Raw genomic sequence first — 14,424 nt, 5'->3', positions numbered from 1 at the left:
AGCAGGGGGGCGCGCTACGCGCCCAGCTTGCGGAAGTCCCAGGAGACGATCTTCGTCGGGGTCAGCCGGATCCACGCGTGCCGGCCGTCGTGCGGCATCTCCTCCAGGGCGAAGTTCTTGCGGGCGAACAGCATCTCCGGCACGTCGAGTTCCGCGCACAGCTCGCCGGTGCGCGGTATCTCGCCCACGAACTCCGCCGTGCCGGACAGCTCGGCACCTCGCAACTGCTCGTACTCCTCACCCGTGTCCACCACGACGGCGATCCGCCGATCGCGGCCCAGATCCGCCCAGCGCTTGCTCCGTACGACCGAGTAGAGCCATAGCGAGGTGCCGTCCCAGACGTACCACAGGGCGCTGACGTGCGGGGCGCCGTCGGCGGAGACGGTCGCCACCCGGCAGGTGCGCTGGGTGGCGAGGAACTCGTCCAGCTCCCCCGGTGTCATCATGATCTTCCGGCCCCGGCGCTGCGTGGTGACGGTCATGCGGCCCCCTCTTCTTCTCCCACGTCGTGTCAGAGAAATCCTCTGACATCACGTCAGAAAAAAGAACGGGGCGTCTTCCGTCCGTCCGCAACGGTCGTTAGCCTCGCCGCCCCGGACCGTCGACGACAGGGGGAGCCATGCCACCGCGCGAACACCTCGGGGACCTCCTGGACCTTCCGGCCACGGTGCTGCTCACCGTCGAGTGCCAGCAGGGTGTCCTGGGCCCGGACAGCGCGCTGCCCGAGCTGGCCCGTCAGGCCGGTTCCTCGGGGGCGCTCGCCAATGTCGCCCGGCTGGTCGCCGCTGCGCACGAGGGCGGGGTCCAGGTGATCCACGCGATCGCCGAACGCCGCCCGGACGGCCGCGGCGCCAGCCGCAACGCCCGCCTCTTCCGCGCGGCCGAACGGCTGCCGGTCCAGCAGCTGACCGGCACCGCGGCGGTACGGGTCGCGGCGCCCGTCGAGGTGCGGGAGGAGGACTTGGTCGTACGCCGGCTGCACGGGCTGTCCCCCCTTACGGGCACCGAGGTCGACGCCCTGCTGCGCAACCTCGGCTGCCGCACCCTGATCGTCACCGGTGTCTCGGCCAACGTGGCGATCCCCAACACGGTGTTCGACGCCGTCAACCGCGGCTACACCGCCGTGGTGCCCGCGGACGCCATCGCGGGGGTGCCCTCCGACTACACCCCGGCGATGATCCGCCACACCCTCTCCCTGGTCGCCACCGTCACGACCACCGAGGAGCTGCTGACCTGCCTGGCACCACCGCGCCGGGCGGCCCGAGCCGGTTGACGGATGTCAGGCCAGCTTGATCTCGTCGCCGGAGACGGCGATCTTCGCGGCGGGCAGGGGCTGGGTCGCCGGTCCCTTCTTCACGCTGCCGTCGGTCGCGGAGAACTGGCTGCCGTGGCACGGGCAGCTGATCACGCCGTTCGAGATGTCCTTCACCGCGCAGCCCGCGTGGGTGCACTTGGAGGAGAACGCCTTGAACGTGCCCGCCGACGGCTGGGTCACCACCACGCCGTGGTCGGCGAAGACCTTTCCGCCGCCTTCGGGGATGTCCGCGGTCTTCGCCAGGGCCGTGCCGCCGGAACCGGCCGCGGCGCCGCCGCCCCCGCCCGTGGTGGCGGCGCTCGCGTTGCCGTTGCTGTTGTCCTGTGAACCGGACGAACTCGACGACGACATGTCGTTCGAGCCTCCGCACGCGGTCAGCGCGACGGCGAGCCCCGTCACGCCGACCGCCGCCACGACACTGCGGCGGGCAGGCGCCGAAACGGGCTGGAGCGATTCGCTGGTCATGCTGACGTTCCCTTCCACGGACGTTTCCTGAATCTGTACGGAGGTACGGTCTGCGGGCACCGACCGTTCAGACCCCGTCGAGATCCTGACCTGTCCGGGATGAGGTAGGCGTAAAACACGCCTGTCGTTCCGCTGTCGGAGGGACACGCGGGTCGAAGGGACGCACGTCTTGGGACGGACGCACGGCCTGCGGCAGCCGCTCGGGACCGGGTGCGGCGTCCGGGCTGTCCCACGGGGTGGGGGTTGGCGGGTCGTCGACGAGGCCAGGTCACCGCGCTGCTGTGGGCGGCGCGCGACGGCGGCGATCCCGGTCGGCTGCTCGCCCGGCGCCTCTGCCCGTGCTCGACGCCCGCGGCGACGTCGTGGCGTCGTGACCCGGGGCCGGATGATCCACGCCGATCCCTGCGGCCGTACACCGCTCGGCGTCCTCCCCGTCCCGGCGGTCACCGCCCACCCCGACGGGACCGTGCGCGCCCTGGCCAACCGCATGGCCCGGTACGACGTCACACGGCTGCTCGTGGTCATCCGCGACGAGCGGTCACGGGTGGAGGGCATCGTCGGCCTGCGCCACCTGCTCCTCTTGCGGTCCCGGAGCGCCGCGGCTTTGGCCGCAAGCTGATCCGGACAGGAACCCGACGGGGAGTGCGTCATTACCCGCCATTGGTTGATCAGGTCAGACTGATAAACCTATTGTTAGTACCTGTGAAGGTGGATGGAGAAGCAGGTCGTGAGCGCATCCCCCGCGGGCCGAGCGACACCGCCCGACTCGCCTCCGGCCTTCGGCTCGCCGTGGGCCGTATCACCCGGCGACTGCGCCAGGCGCACGCCGTCGGGGACGTGACGCTCTCCGGTGTATCGGTGCTCGCGCGGCTCGCCGCCGACGGTCCCGACTCCCCGGGATCCCTGGCCGATCTGGAGCGCGTTCGGCCGCAGGCGATGGCGAGCACGCTCGCCGTCCTCGAACAGCGCGGGCTCGTCAGCCGTAGGCCTGATGCGGAGGACGGGCGGCGGGCCGTCGTGGCCGTCACCGACGAGGGGCGCGCCATGCTCGCGGAGCGGCGTTCGGAGTCCGTCCGGCGTCTGACGGCCGTCCTGGACGAGTTCACCGCGGAGGAACGCCAGACACTCGGAGCGGCGCTGCCGCTCCTCGACCGGCTCGCGGAGAAACTGTGATGGCACGCACCCCTCGTACCGGCGACCGCAGCGCGGACCAGGCGCGCGGGCACGGCACGTCCGCGCTGGGCGCTCTGCGATCCGCGCGCCGGAAGGACACCCCGGCGGGCCCCGGCTACAAGTGGGTCGCGCTGTCCAACACCACACTCGGGGTGCTGATCGCGACGATGGATGCCTCCATCGTGATCATCTCACTGCCCGCGATCTTCCGCGGGATCGGACTCGACCCGCTGGCGCCCGGCAACATCGGCTATCTGCTCTGGATGATCCTGGGCTATCTGCTGGTGTCGGCCGTACTCGTCGTGGTCCTCGGCCGGCTCGGCGACATGTACGGCCGGGTGAGGATCTACAACCTGGGCTTCCTCGTCTTCGCCTGCGCGTCCATCGCGCTGTCCCTCGATCCGTTCCGGGCCGGCGCCGGCGCCCTGTGGCTGATCCTGTGGCGCATCGTGCAGGCCTTCGGCGGTTCCATGCTCACCGCCAACTCGGCCGCCATCCTCACCGACGCCTTTCCCGCCCGGCAACGCGGAACGGCCCTCGGTATCAACCAGATCACCGCGCTCGCCGGCCAGTTCCTCGGGCTTCTCGCCGGCGGCCTGCTCGCCGCCGTCGACTGGCGTGCGGTGTTCTGGGTGAGCGTGCCGGTCAGCGTGGCCGGGACGGTCTGGTCGTACCTGAGCCTGCGCGAGACGGCGACGGGCCGTCGCGGGCGCATCGACTGGCTGGGCAACATCACTTTCGCGGGAGGCGCCGGGATCCTGCTCGTCGGCATCACGTACGGCATCCAGCCCTACGGCTCCAGCGCGACGGGCTGGGGCAACCCGTGGGTGCTGGCCGGGCTGATCGGCGGCGGCGCCCTGCTGCTGCTCTTCTGCTACGTCGAGACACAGGTCGGCGAACCCATGTTCCAGCTGGCCCTGTTCAAGGTGCGGGCGTTCGCGGCGGGCAACCTCGCCGCCCTGCTGACCGCGATCGCGCGCGGCGGGCTGCAGTTCATGCTCATCATCTGGTTGCAGGGCATCTGGCTGCCCCTGCACGGCTACGCGTTCGAGGACACCCCGCTGTGGGCGGGCATCTTCATGCTGCCGCTGACGCTGGGCTTCCTGATCGCGGGTCCGGTGTCCGGTTTCCTGTCGGACAAGTTCGGCGCCCGCGTGTTCTCCACGGTCGGCCTGGTCGTCGTCGCGGCCTCCTTCCTCGGACTGCTCACCCTGCCGGTCGACTTCGACTACGGGCTGTTCGCGGCGCTGCTGCTGCTCAACGGCCTGGGCCAGGGCATGTTCTCCTCGCCGAACACGTCGTCGATCATGGGCAGCGTGCCGCCGGAGTACCGTGGCGTCGCCTCGGGCATGCGCTCCACCTTCCAGAACTCGGGGACCGCCCTGTCCATCGGCGTGTTCTTCTCCCTGATGATCTCCGGCCTGGCCTCATCACTGCCCGCAGCGCTCCGAAGCGGTCTGACGGCCCACGGCGTGCCCACCGGTGCGGCAGCGCATGCGGCATCGCTGCCGCCGGTGAGCACCCTGTTCGCCACTTTCCTGGGCAACAACCCCGTCGAGCACCTGCTTTCCTCCAGTGGCACCCTCGACCACCTCTCCACGCCCCAGCGCGCCACCCTGACCGGCCACACCTTCTTCCCGCAACTGGTCTCCGGGCCGTTCCACCACGGTCTGACCATCGTCTTCGGCGTCGCTGCGGGCATGGCCCTGGTCTCGGCCGTCGCCTCGGCCCTGCGCGGCGGCGTCCGTCCCACCCACGACACCCCTCCACAGGGCTGGCCCGCCGCCACGGCCGAACCCAGGCAGACAGCACAGCGGCGGCCGGACGCGTCCTCGTAACGGCACGGAACGCCCAGGTTCGCGGGCGCCGTGCCGGGGTCTCACCGGGCGCACCGAACCCCGGATCACGCGCTGTGCGCTCGTCACGACGTGGTCGTCGGACGCCGGACCCGCCTCGCGTGCCAGAGAGAGGCGTGCGGCGGTGCGGCGCGGTCCGACGGGTGGACGCCAGTCCCGTGCCGGCGCAGGAGAGGCCGCTCCGCCTTCGGGCGGGCGGCGGTTATCATGCCCACTTCCTGCCGGAGGCCGGGGCGGGAGGCGCACGGCCGGCTCCTCGGCTGCGTCCGGCCGGAAGCAGGCGGCGATTGCAAGGCTGAGAAGTTGGATAGCCTGGCGAAATGCTGACAGAAGTCACCGTGACCCGCTACATCACGCCGCTGCGTGAGGGCGGTTCGCTGCCGGGGCTCGTCGAGGCCGACGATCTCGGGACCTACGTCATGAAGTTCGCCGGCGCCGGACAGGGCCGCAAGACGCTTGTCGCCGAGGTCGTCAGCGGCGAACTCGCCCGTCGGCTCGGCCTGCGCGTACCCGGTCTGGTGACCCTCGGCCTCGACCCGGTGCTGGGCCTCGGTGAACCCGACCAGGAGGTGCAGGACCTGCTCAAGGGCAGCGGCGGACTCAACCTCGGCATGGACTTCCTGAGCGGCGCGCTCGGCTTCGACCCGCTCGCGTTCGGGGTCGGGCCGAAGGAGGCCGGGCGGATCGTCTGGTTCGACGCGCTGGTGGGCAACGTCGACCGCTCCTGGCGCAACCCCAACCTTCTGATGCGGCATGGCGAGCTGTGGCTCATCGACCACGGAGCCACCATGATCTGGCACCACAACTGGCCCGGCGCCGAGGCCTCCGCCGCGCGCCCCTACGACGCCTCGGACCACGCCCTCGCCCCCTTCGCGCCGGACGTCGCGGCTGCCGCCGCCGAACTCGCGCCCCTCGTCACCGAGGAACTGCTGGCCGAGGTGACCGCCCAGATCCCGGACGCATGGCTGACCGGCGAGCCCGGCTTCGACTCCCCGGAGGAACTGCGCCGGGCCTACGCACGGCCGCTGCTCGCCCGCGCCGCCGGCATCCACGAACGCATCCAGGGCCTCGAGGCCCGTCAGGGGGGCGAGTGAGCGAGCGGGACGTCTTCGAGTACGCGCTGCTGCGGGTCGTACCGCGGGTCGAGCGCGGCGAGTGCATCAACGCGGGCGTGCTGGTGTACTGCCGCGCCAAGTCGTTCGTCGTCGCCCGCACGCACCTCGACGAGCGGAAACTGCTGGCCCTCGACCCGGACGCGGACGTGGTGGGCGTGCGGGCCGCGCTCAGTGCCGTCGAGGGCGTGTGCGCGGGCGGCGCCGCGGCCGGGCAGGCGGCGCTCGACGACGCCGGACGGCGCTTCCGCTGGCTGATCGCGCCCCGTTCCACGGTCGTGCAGCCCGGACCCGTGCACACCGGACTGACCGCCGACCCGGCGGCCGAGGCGGAGCGGTTGCTGGACCTCCTGGTGAGGTAATGGATCACACGCACCGGGTGTGCCGTTGACACCGGGTGCCAGGGCTTCTAGCGTCACGTCTGCTGAAGGTACTAAGCGGTCGCTCACCGAAGGGCGACCGTGAGCCGCAGACGCGGTGCAGCAGACGTTCCCAAGGTGTTCCAGGCTTTCCAAGGGCGAGGAGAACCAAGCAATGTCCACCACCGATCAGCGGGTCGCCGTAGTCACCGGCGCCGCGCGCGGCATCGGCGCCGCCACCGCCGTACGACTGGCCGCCGAGGGCCGTGCCGTAGCGGTGATCGACCTCGACGAGGCCGCGTGCAAGGACACCGTCGAGAAGATCACCGCCGCCGGTGGCAAGGCCGTCGCCGTCGGCTGCGACGTCTCGGACGAGGCCCAGGTCGAGGCGGCCGTCACGCGGATCGCCGAGGAGCTCGGCGCGCCGACCGTCCTCGTCAACAACGCCGGCGTGCTGCGCGACAACCTGCTGTTCAAGATGAGCGTCTCCGACTGGGACACCGTCATGAACGTCCACCTGCGCGGCGCCTTCCTGATGTCCCGGGCCTGCCAGAAGTACATGGTCGACGCGAACTTCGGGCGTATCGTCAACCTCTCCTCGTCCTCCGCGCTCGGCAACCGCGGCCAGGTGAACTACTCCGCCGCCAAGGCCGGTCTGCAGGGCTTCACCAAGACCCTGGCCAAGGAGCTCGGCAAGTTCGGCATCACCGCCAACGCCGTCGCCCCGGGGTTCATCGCCACCGAGATGACCAAGACCACCGCCGAGCGCGTCGGCATGGGCTTCGAGGACTTCAAGGCCGCGGCCGCCACTCAGATCCCCGTGGCGCGCGTGGGTGAGCCCGAGGACATCGCCAACGCGATCGCCTTCTTCACGGGCGACGCCGCCGGATTCGTCTCCGGCCAGGTGCTGTACGTCGCCGGCGGACCGCTCGACTAGGGCCGGGGGACACACACATGACTGAGCTGCCCGCACTCTCCGGCAGGGTCGCCCTCGTCACGGGCGCCAGCCGCGGTATCGGATACGGCATCGCCGAGGCGTTCGTCGCCCGCGGCGACCGCGTCTGCATCACCGGACGCACCGAGGAGGCGCTGAAGGAGGCCGCCGAGAGGCTCGGCGCCGACCGCGTCATCGCCGTCGCCGGCAAGGCGCACGACGAGGACCACCAGGCCATCGCCGTGGAGCGGACGATGGAGGCCTTCGGCCGGGTCGACTTCCTGGTCAACAACGCCGGGACCAACCCCGTGTTCGGCCCCATCGCCGACCTCGACCTGGACGTGGCCCGCAAGGTGTTCGAGACCAATGTCGTCTCGGCGCTCGGCTTCGCCCAGAAGACCTGGCACGCCTGGCAGAAGGACAACGGCGGTGCCATCGTCAACATCGCGTCCGTGGCCGGCCTGAACGCCTCGCCGTTCATCGGGGCGTACGGCATGAGCAAGGCCGCGATGATCAACCTGACGCTGCAGCTCGCGCACGAGTTCGCGCCCAAGGTACGGGTCAACGCGATCGCACCGGCCGTGGTGAAGACCAAGTTCGCCCAGGCCCTGTACGAGGGCCGAGAGGAGGAGGCCGCCGCGTCCTACCCGCTGGGCCGGCTCGGCCTGCCCTCCGACATCGGTGGCGCCAGCGCGTTCCTGACCTCGGACCAGTCCGACTGGATCACCGGCCAGACGCTCGTCATCGACGGCGGTCACTACCTGAACGCCGCGGTCTGACGGATCGGGCCTTTTCGGACGAGTCCGCGACACGGGCGGCCCTTGACAGAGGGGGCGCCCGTGTCGAAATACACGAGACACTCGGTCTGATGACAACGTCGTCATGAAACGCGCTGGTCACAGCCCTCGACAACCATGTCCGGTCGGCGGGGTGCTGCGGTATGGTCTGCCGCCGACCCCTGGTGCGGCAGATCGAGGAGTGTGCGCGTGTTCAACCGGAACCGTCTGCGTCGGCTGGCGGCGATCACGTCCCTGTCCCTGGTGGCCGGCTGCGGTGCGCTCTCCTCGGAGTCCTCGGGCGACAAGGGGCCGATCGTCGTGGGCACCACCAGCTCGCCGAGCACGCTCGATCCCGCGGCGTCCTGGGACAGCTCCTGGGAACTGTTCCGCAACGTCTACCAGACCCTGCTGAACTACCCCGACGGCGCGGTTCTGCCGGGACCCGACGCCGCCCAGAGCTGCGGATTCACCGACCGGACGAACCTCGCCTACCGCTGCGTCCTGCGCGAGGGCCTGACGTTCTCCAACGGGGACAAGCTCGACGCCCGGGCAGTGAAGTACTCGATCGACCGGATCAAGCGCATCAACGTGTCCGGCGGTCCTGCGGGCCTGCTCGGCAGCCTCGACCGGGTCGAGGTGAGAGGCGACCGCGAGGTCGTCTTCCACCTCAACGAACCGGACGCCACCTTCCCGTTCGTCCTCACCACCCCGGCCATGTCGATCGTCGACCCGGCCGACTACCCCGCCACGCAGGTGCGCAAGGACGGCGGCATCACCGGGTCGGGGCCGTACACACTGCAGTCCTACGAGGAGGGCAAGGAGGCCCGGCTCGTCCGGAACGCCCGCTACAAGGGCTACGCCGTCGACCGCAAGAACGACGCCGTCACCATCCGGTACTTCCAGGACTCCGCCGGCATGGTCGACGCCCTGAAGAACCACAAGATCGACATCACCTACCGCGGTCTCGCCTCCTCCGACATCGTGGCCCTCCTGCGCCACGAGTCGACGGGCGGCATCCAGCTCGTCGAGAACCCCGGCATCGAGATCAGCTACCTGGTGTTCAACCCGAAGGACCCGTGGGCCGGCAAGCTCGCCGTCCGCAAGGCCGTCGCCCAGGTGGTGGACCGGGCCGCGATCGCCCACAACGTCTACAAGGACACCGTCGAACCCCTCTACTCCATGGTCCCGGCGGGTCTGACCGGGCACACCACGCCCTTCTTCGACGACTACGGGGACCCCAGCACCGCCAAGGCCCGCAAGATCCTCTCCGCGGCGGGCATCACCGGGCGGGTCCCGCTGACCCTGTGGTACACCACCGACCGGTACGGGTCCGAGACGGGCCCGGAGTTCCAGGCGATCAAGCGGCAGCTCGAGGATTCCGGCCTGTTCCGGGTCACCCTGGAAGGACGCCCCTGGAAGGCGTACGTGGACGGCTACCAGAAGGGCGAGTACCCGGTGTTCGGACGGGGGTGGTTCCCCGACTTCCCGGACCCCGACAACTACATCGCGCCCTTCGTCGGCGAGCAGAACGCGCTGGGCACGCCCTACCCGTCGCCGGAGATCACCAAGGTGCTGCTGCCGCAGTCGCGGCGCGAGAGCGACCGTGCCCAGGTGGTCAAGGAGTTCGAGCAGGCCCAGCAGATCCTGGTGAACGACGCCCGGCTGCTGCCGCTGTGGCAGGGCAAGCAGTTCCTGGCGGCGAGCGAGGACATCTCCGGCGGGGAGCGGGCGCTGGACCCGTCGACGATCATGATGATGTGGGAGCTGTCCCGGAAGACCAGCTAGTAGCGCGTCCCGGGGAGGGGGCCGGAAGCCGGTTGTCAGTGGTCGCCTGTAGGTTCCGTACCTGGAAGTGACCGCACATCGGAGGAAGTTGACGTGACCGACATCGCCATGCTGCCGGAGTCCTGGCGGGGCGTTCTGGGCGACGAGCTGCAGCAGCCCTACTTCAAGGAGCTCATGGAGTTCGTCGAGGACGAGCGTGCCAAGGGTCCCGTCCACCCTCCGCGCGAGGAGGTCTTCGCCGCGCTCGACGCCACGCCGTACGAGAAGGTGAAGGTGCTCATCCTCGGCCAGGACCCGTATCACGGCGTGGGCCAGGGCCACGGCCTGTGCTTCTCCGTGCGGCCCGGCGTGAAGATTCCGCCCTCGCTGCGCAACATCTACAAGGAGATGCACGAGGAGCTGGGCACGCCGATCCCGGACAACGGCTATCTGATGCCGTGGGCCGAGCAGGGCGTGCTGCTGCTGAACGCGGTGCTGACGGTGCGCGGCGGCGAGGCGAACTCGCACAAGGGCAGGGGCTGGGAGAAGTTCACCGACGCCGTCATCCGTGCCGTGGCCGGACGCCCGGACCCGGCGGTGTTCGTGCTGTGGGGCAACTACGCGCAGAAGAAGCTGCCGCTGATCGACGAGACGCGGCACGTGGTGGTCAGGGGCGCGCACCCCTCGCCGCTGTCGGCGAAGAAGTTCCTCGGCTCCCGCCCGTTCACGCAGATCAACGAGGCGGTGGCCCGGCAGGGGCACGAGCCGATCGACTGGACGATCCCGAACCTGGGCTGACACCCCGCAGAGGCGGGGTCGGTGGTGGCGCGCAGGCGGAGAGTGCCGGGGGACTCCGTCTGCGGGTGGTGCGGAACAGGAGCGCCGATCGTGCCGCCACCGTCCCGCCCGGTGCGCTGCGACCGCTGCTTCCGCCTGGGACGCGTCCGGGCCCTTTCCGGCCGGGTCTCCGACGGCCCCCGGCGGGCGTCACCGGCTTGGCCCAGTGGCGTACGGAGCTGCCTGAGCCTCAATGCCAGTGGCGGCGGTTAGCGTCGTGATGACGGTGACGAGCGTGGAGGGCGCAGTGGCGAAGGGACAGGAACAGGCGGCGCCGGACGCCGTCATGACCCGCATCGGACAGGTCGTCATGCTCCACCACGCCGGCGACCGTGAGGAGGCCCGGGACCGCTTCCTGGGGTTGTGGGCGGAGATCGGCGAGGACGGCGACCCGCTGCACCGCTGCACCCTGGCGCACTACATGGCCGACACCCAGGACGACCCGGCCGACGAGCTCGCCTGGGACCTCAGAGCGCTGTCCGCCGCCGAGGAGCTCACCGAGGAGCGCCTCGCCGACCACGAGGGCGCTCTCGCGGCACACGCGCTGTACCCCTCACTCCAGCTGAACCTGGCCGCCGACTACGTCAAGCTCGGCCGCCGCGAGGCTGCCCGCGCCCATCTGCGCCTGGCCCGTGGCGCGGCCGGCGCGCTCGACGACGACGGCTATGGCGACGGCATCAGAGCGGCGATCGGCCGCCTGGAGCGACGGCTCGCGGCGGAGGAGACAGAGCAACCGCCGCTCGGCGGACCCGGCCCCAGGGACGACCCCCGACCACGGCCTCCGGAGCCGCCGCGACCGCGGCCGTAGGGTTCAACGCCCGTAGGTGTCCCGGCAGATGGTCGCCTCGGGGCTGTCCGGCTTCCATCCCCCGTACGTGCGGCCGAGCCCGCACACGCCCGTGTTCTTGGGGAACGCGTCGGAGACGGCCGGCGGCACCTCGACGCGGGGGGCCGGGCGGGCCTGCTTCGGGGACGGGGGAGCCGCGGTGCGGGGCGGCGCGGCCGGGGCCGGACGATCCGCGCGGTGCGGGGTGGCCGAGGGCGGTGACGGTCGGGGGGAGGGGCCGACCAGCTCCAGCGCCTCCCGGGCCGGCGCCTGGACGACGCGTGGCTCCCCGCTGCCGTCGGGGCGCGGCGATGAGGGCCGCGAGGAGGCGGGCGGCGGGTCGGGATTCGATGGTCGCTGGACGGTCACACAGCCGGTGAGGGCCGAGACGGCCACGGAGACCAGGAGCGTTGCGGTCGTCGTCGTACGGTGCACCCGCGCAACTCTGCTGCGTCCGCGCCGCTTCGGGGGAGCGTACGGGCGCAGGATGCCCCGCACGGGTGATCCGAGTCCCCGTAGGGAGGGCTTCGCGCCCGCCGGGGATGACGTCAGTCGCCGGTGGCGCCGTCGATCCGCTCGCGGATCAGGTCGGCGTGGCCGTTGTGGCGGGCGTACTCCTCGATCATGTGGGTGTAGATCCAGCGCAGGCTGAAGCGTTCCTCGGTGAACCTGCTCCTGCCCCGCGAGAGCTCGTCCAGGCCGAAGCCGGCCGCGTTGCGCCGGCCGATCTCGATCTCGGCCTGCCAGGCCGTGAACGCCTCCTGCCGGGTGTCGGCCTCGGTGAGGTGGAACTCGCCGTCGCGGTCCTCGTCGCTGTAATAGACCGGCCCCGGGTCGTCCCCCACGAGGACCTTGCGGAACCAGCCCCGCTCGACCTCCGTCATGTGCCGTACCAGCCCCATGAGGGAGAGCTCGGACGGCTCGACCGAGGCGGTCCTGAGCTGTGCGTCGGTGAGGCCCTCGCACTTCCACGCCAGCGTCCGGCGGTGGTAGTCGAGCCAGCCTTCCAGCATGGTGCGTTCGTCGGCGTTCTGGGCGGGTTCACGGCGCTCGGCAGTCATGGCGCCCATCCTCGGCCAAGTGAGGCGCCCGTCGCCATCGCATTTCCCTGCGGTCGGCCCGGGTCAGCCGTCGAGCATCCCGTCGAGCAGTTCCCGCAGCCCGGCGCGCACCTCCGCCAGGCTGGGAACCTCCGCGGTGAAGGTACCGGCCACGCACGAGAACACCAGCCCGTCCAGCCAGGCCACCAGCGAGAGCATGTGCCGGGCCGGGTCGGCCGAGCCCAGGGCCGTCAGGAGCGCGGCGAGCTGGTCGCGGAAGCGGGCCCCGGCCGCGTCGAAGTAGCGCCGCAACTCGGGTCGCCGGTTGGCCTCCAGGGCCAACTCGTAGCGCGCCAGCGTCAGATCACGGTTCCGGGTCAGGGAGCGGTGGACCGCCAGGGCCAGGCCGTCCACCACTGCGCCGAACTCGTCCTCGGGGTCGGGCATCTCGTCCGGGGCCACCACCCGCGCCTCTCGCTCCGCGAGGCGGTGCACCGCGAGTTCCAGGAGGGCCACACGGGTGCGCGCCAGGTTCGAGGTCGAGCCCTCGGGCAGCTCCGCCGCCTCGTCGACGGCCCGGTGGGTCAGTCCCCGCATCCCGCGCTCGGCGAGCAGCGCGAGCGCGGTGTCGGCGATGAGTTCGGCGCGAGGGGCGCCCGTGGCGCGTGCGGACATGAAGGTCAACCTACCGGACGTACTACTTCTGTAGTACGGTCGACACGCTGGACACTACAAGTGTAGTGCCGCAGTGGAGCATCATGAAGCATGAGGAGGAGTCATGGCACAGCGGTCGCGTGCGATCGTGATCGGCGGCGGCATCGGCGGCCTCACGGCAGCCGCGGCCCTGCACCGGCGCGGGCTACGGGTCACCGTGCTGGAACGCGCTCCTTGCCTCGAACCGGTCGGCGCGGCCCTCTCGCTCGCCCCGAACGCCCTGCGCGCCCTGGACGTCGTCGGCATCGGCGACGCGCTCCGCGACCTCGCCGCCTGGCAGGGCGACGGCGGGTTGCGCACCCCCGGTGGCCGCTGGCTCACCCGGACCAGCGCCGCTGCCGCGGCCGAGCGGTTCGGCGGCCCGCTCGTCCTGCTGCCCCGGGCCACCCTCATCGACAGCCTGACCGCCCTGCTTCCACCGGACGCCATCCGCACGGCCACCGCGGCGAGCGTCGCCGACCCCGGCGGCACCGACCGCCCGGCCCGGGTCACCACCTCCGACGGAGACCTGGAGGCGGACCTGGTCGCGGCCGCCGACGGCATCCACTCCTGCGTGCGCCGGACCCTGTTCCCGCACCACCCGGGACCCGTCTACTCCGGATTCACCACCTGGCGCCTCATGATCCCGCTGCCCGGACCCGCGTTCGCCCCCCACGAGACCTGGGGCCGAGGCCGCATCTGGGGCACGCACCCCCTCAAGGACGGCCGGATCTACGCCTATGCGGCGGCCGTCGTTCCCGCCGGGCGGTCCGCGTCCGACGACGAGAGGGCCGAACTCCTGCGGCGGTTCGGCGACTGGCACGAGCCGATCCCCGCCGTGCTCGCCGCCGCCCGCCCCGAGGACGTCCTGCGCCACGACGTCCACCACCTCGCCGAGCCGCTGCCCGCTCATCACCGCGGCAGGGTCGCCCTCCTCGGCGACGCCGCGCACGCCATGCCCCCCACGCTGGGCCAGGGGGGCAACCAGGCCATCGAGGACGCGATCGTGCTCGCCCACCACTGCGACGACCTGGCCGCGTACACTGCCGCCCGGCTTCCGCGGACGACCGCCCTCACCCGCCAGGCCGTCCGGACCGCCCGCCTGAACATGATGAGCGGCCGCGCGGGGACCGCCGTACGCAACGTCGCGATCGCCGCGCTGTCGCGGGCCGCCCCCGGGCTGCTGCTGCGCGGCCTCGCGGGCATCGCCGACTGGCGGCCGCCGCAGCCGCCGTATGCTTCGGACCAGGCACCCGTCGGCAATCCCTAGG

17 protein-coding genes are annotated in these 14,424 nt (G+C 71.4%); 12 read left to right on the top strand and 5 right to left on the bottom strand.

What is annotated here, in order from left to right; genetic code table 11:
* Nucleotides 1–14: 14 nt before the first annotated feature.
* Complete coding sequence (locus tag AC5WS8_RS27490; protein ID WP_496106167.1) at nucleotides 15–482, bottom strand: pyridoxamine 5'-phosphate oxidase family protein; 468 nt, start codon at nucleotides 480–482, stop codon at nucleotides 15–17.
* A 137-nt stretch (nucleotides 483–619) separates the two neighbouring features.
* Here AC5WS8_RS27490 and AC5WS8_RS27485 point away from each other — a divergent pair, with 137 nt between their 5' ends.
* The gene (locus AC5WS8_RS27485; RefSeq protein WP_496106166.1) at nucleotides 620–1,273 is read left to right on the top strand and encodes a cysteine hydrolase family protein; all 654 of its coding nucleotides are present in this window, start codon (nucleotides 620–622) and stop codon (nucleotides 1,271–1,273) included.
* 6 nt (nucleotides 1,274–1,279) lie between these two features.
* On the opposite strand, the gene AC5WS8_RS27480 is transcribed toward AC5WS8_RS27485, so the two are convergent.
* Complete coding sequence (locus AC5WS8_RS27480) at nucleotides 1,280–1,780, bottom strand: Rieske (2Fe-2S) protein (protein ID WP_496106165.1); 501 nt, start codon at nucleotides 1,778–1,780, stop codon at nucleotides 1,280–1,282.
* 385 nt (nucleotides 1,781–2,165) lie between these two features.
* Between AC5WS8_RS27480 and AC5WS8_RS27475 the strand changes: the two genes are divergently transcribed.
* The 10 genes from AC5WS8_RS27475 to AC5WS8_RS27430 all read left to right on the top strand — a co-directional run bounded on the left by AC5WS8_RS27475 (nucleotide 2,166) and on the right by AC5WS8_RS27430 (nucleotide 11,402).
* Nucleotides 2,166–2,399 carry a CBS domain-containing protein gene (locus AC5WS8_RS27475; protein WP_496106164.1) on the top strand — a complete coding sequence of 78 codons (234 nt, stop codon included), beginning with the start codon at nucleotides 2,166–2,168 and terminating at the stop codon, nucleotides 2,397–2,399.
* Between the two features lie 83 nt (nucleotides 2,400–2,482).
* A complete protein-coding gene (locus AC5WS8_RS27470) occupies nucleotides 2,483–2,953 on the top strand; it encodes a MarR family winged helix-turn-helix transcriptional regulator (protein WP_496106163.1) in 471 nt (156 codons plus the stop codon).
* Entirely contained in the window at nucleotides 2,953–4,791 is a 1,839-nt protein-coding gene (locus AC5WS8_RS27465) for an MFS transporter (RefSeq protein WP_496106162.1), read from the top strand. Before AC5WS8_RS27470 ends, AC5WS8_RS27465 begins: the two co-directional genes overlap by 1 nt.
* Before the next feature lie 338 nt (nucleotides 4,792–5,129).
* On the top strand, nucleotides 5,130–5,903 hold the full coding sequence (locus tag AC5WS8_RS27460; protein ID WP_496106161.1) for a HipA family kinase: 774 nt from the start codon (nucleotides 5,130–5,132) through the stop codon (nucleotides 5,901–5,903).
* The gene (locus AC5WS8_RS27455) at nucleotides 5,900–6,283 is read left to right on the top strand and encodes a DUF3037 domain-containing protein (RefSeq protein ID WP_496106160.1); all 384 of its coding nucleotides are present in this window, start codon (nucleotides 5,900–5,902) and stop codon (nucleotides 6,281–6,283) included. Before AC5WS8_RS27460 ends, AC5WS8_RS27455 begins: the two co-directional genes overlap by 4 nt.
* A gap of 172 nt (nucleotides 6,284–6,455) precedes the next feature.
* On the top strand, nucleotides 6,456–7,217 hold the full coding sequence (gene fabG, locus AC5WS8_RS27450) for a 3-oxoacyl-ACP reductase FabG (RefSeq protein WP_496106159.1): 762 nt from the start codon (nucleotides 6,456–6,458) through the stop codon (nucleotides 7,215–7,217).
* 17 nt (nucleotides 7,218–7,234) lie between these two features.
* Nucleotides 7,235–7,993 carry an SDR family oxidoreductase gene (locus AC5WS8_RS27445; RefSeq protein WP_496106158.1) on the top strand — a complete coding sequence of 253 codons (759 nt, stop codon included), beginning with the start codon at nucleotides 7,235–7,237 and terminating at the stop codon, nucleotides 7,991–7,993.
* 207 nt (nucleotides 7,994–8,200) lie between these two features.
* A complete protein-coding gene (locus AC5WS8_RS27440; RefSeq protein ID WP_496106157.1) occupies nucleotides 8,201–9,778 on the top strand; it encodes an ABC transporter substrate-binding protein in 1,578 nt (525 codons plus the stop codon).
* A 93-nt stretch (nucleotides 9,779–9,871) separates the two neighbouring features.
* Nucleotides 9,872–10,555 (top strand): uracil-DNA glycosylase, encoded by a 684-nt coding sequence (ung, locus tag AC5WS8_RS27435; RefSeq protein WP_496106156.1) that lies wholly within the window; start codon nucleotides 9,872–9,874, stop codon nucleotides 10,553–10,555.
* 286 nt (nucleotides 10,556–10,841) lie between these two features.
* Nucleotides 10,842–11,402 carry a hypothetical protein gene (locus tag AC5WS8_RS27430; protein WP_496106155.1) on the top strand — a complete coding sequence of 187 codons (561 nt, stop codon included), beginning with the start codon at nucleotides 10,842–10,844 and terminating at the stop codon, nucleotides 11,400–11,402.
* A 3-nt stretch (nucleotides 11,403–11,405) separates the two neighbouring features.
* Here AC5WS8_RS27430 and AC5WS8_RS27425 read toward each other — a convergent pair whose 3' ends face one another.
* The 3 genes from AC5WS8_RS27425 to AC5WS8_RS27415 form a co-directional block, all read right to left on the bottom strand.
* Complete coding sequence (locus AC5WS8_RS27425) at nucleotides 11,406–11,855, bottom strand: hypothetical protein (protein ID WP_496106154.1); 450 nt, start codon at nucleotides 11,853–11,855, stop codon at nucleotides 11,406–11,408.
* A 113-nt stretch (nucleotides 11,856–11,968) separates the two neighbouring features.
* A complete protein-coding gene (locus AC5WS8_RS27420; RefSeq protein ID WP_496106153.1) occupies nucleotides 11,969–12,481 on the bottom strand; it encodes a DinB family protein in 513 nt (170 codons plus the stop codon).
* Between the two features lie 63 nt (nucleotides 12,482–12,544).
* Nucleotides 12,545–13,135: a TetR/AcrR family transcriptional regulator gene (locus AC5WS8_RS27415; RefSeq protein ID WP_496106152.1), complete on the bottom strand. Its 591-nt coding sequence runs from the start codon at nucleotides 13,133–13,135 to the stop codon at nucleotides 12,545–12,547.
* A 103-nt stretch (nucleotides 13,136–13,238) separates the two neighbouring features.
* Here AC5WS8_RS27415 and AC5WS8_RS27410 point away from each other — a divergent pair, with 103 nt between their 5' ends.
* Nucleotides 13,239–14,423, top strand: a complete 1,185-nt coding sequence (locus AC5WS8_RS27410; protein WP_496106151.1) for an FAD-dependent monooxygenase — start codon at nucleotides 13,239–13,241, stop codon at nucleotides 14,421–14,423.
* The last annotated feature ends 1 nt before the right edge of the window (nucleotide 14,424 follow it).

This window comes from Streptomyces sp. PTL18 (assembly GCF_059510295.1).
Note: the sequence above shows the minus strand (reverse complement) of the source record. Positions and strands in the feature narration are given on the sequence as shown.

Coding starts and splice junctions, on each gene's coding strand:
- AC5WS8_RS27490 (WP_496106167.1), bottom strand. CDS start 482: ATGACCGTCACCACGCAGCGCCGGGGCCGGAAGATCATGATGACACCG.
- AC5WS8_RS27485 (WP_496106166.1), top strand. CDS start 620: ATGCCACCGCGCGAACACCTCGGGGACCTCCTGGACCTTCCGGCCACG.
- AC5WS8_RS27480 (WP_496106165.1), bottom strand. CDS start 1,780: ATGACCAGCGAATCGCTCCAGCCCGTTTCGGCGCCTGCCCGCCGCAGT.
- AC5WS8_RS27475 (WP_496106164.1), top strand. CDS start 2,166: ATGATCCACGCCGATCCCTGCGGCCGTACACCGCTCGGCGTCCTCCCC.
- AC5WS8_RS27465 (WP_496106162.1), top strand. CDS start 2,953: ATGGCACGCACCCCTCGTACCGGCGACCGCAGCGCGGACCAGGCGCGC.
- AC5WS8_RS27460 (WP_496106161.1), top strand. CDS start 5,130: ATGCTGACAGAAGTCACCGTGACCCGCTACATCACGCCGCTGCGTGAG.
- fabG (WP_496106159.1), top strand. CDS start 6,456: ATGTCCACCACCGATCAGCGGGTCGCCGTAGTCACCGGCGCCGCGCGC.
- AC5WS8_RS27445 (WP_496106158.1), top strand. CDS start 7,235: ATGACTGAGCTGCCCGCACTCTCCGGCAGGGTCGCCCTCGTCACGGGC.
- AC5WS8_RS27420 (WP_496106153.1), bottom strand. CDS start 12,481: ATGACTGCCGAGCGCCGTGAACCCGCCCAGAACGCCGACGAACGCACC.
- AC5WS8_RS27415 (WP_496106152.1), bottom strand. CDS start 13,135: ATGTCCGCACGCGCCACGGGCGCCCCTCGCGCCGAACTCATCGCCGAC.
- AC5WS8_RS27410 (WP_496106151.1), top strand. CDS start 13,239: ATGGCACAGCGGTCGCGTGCGATCGTGATCGGCGGCGGCATCGGCGGC.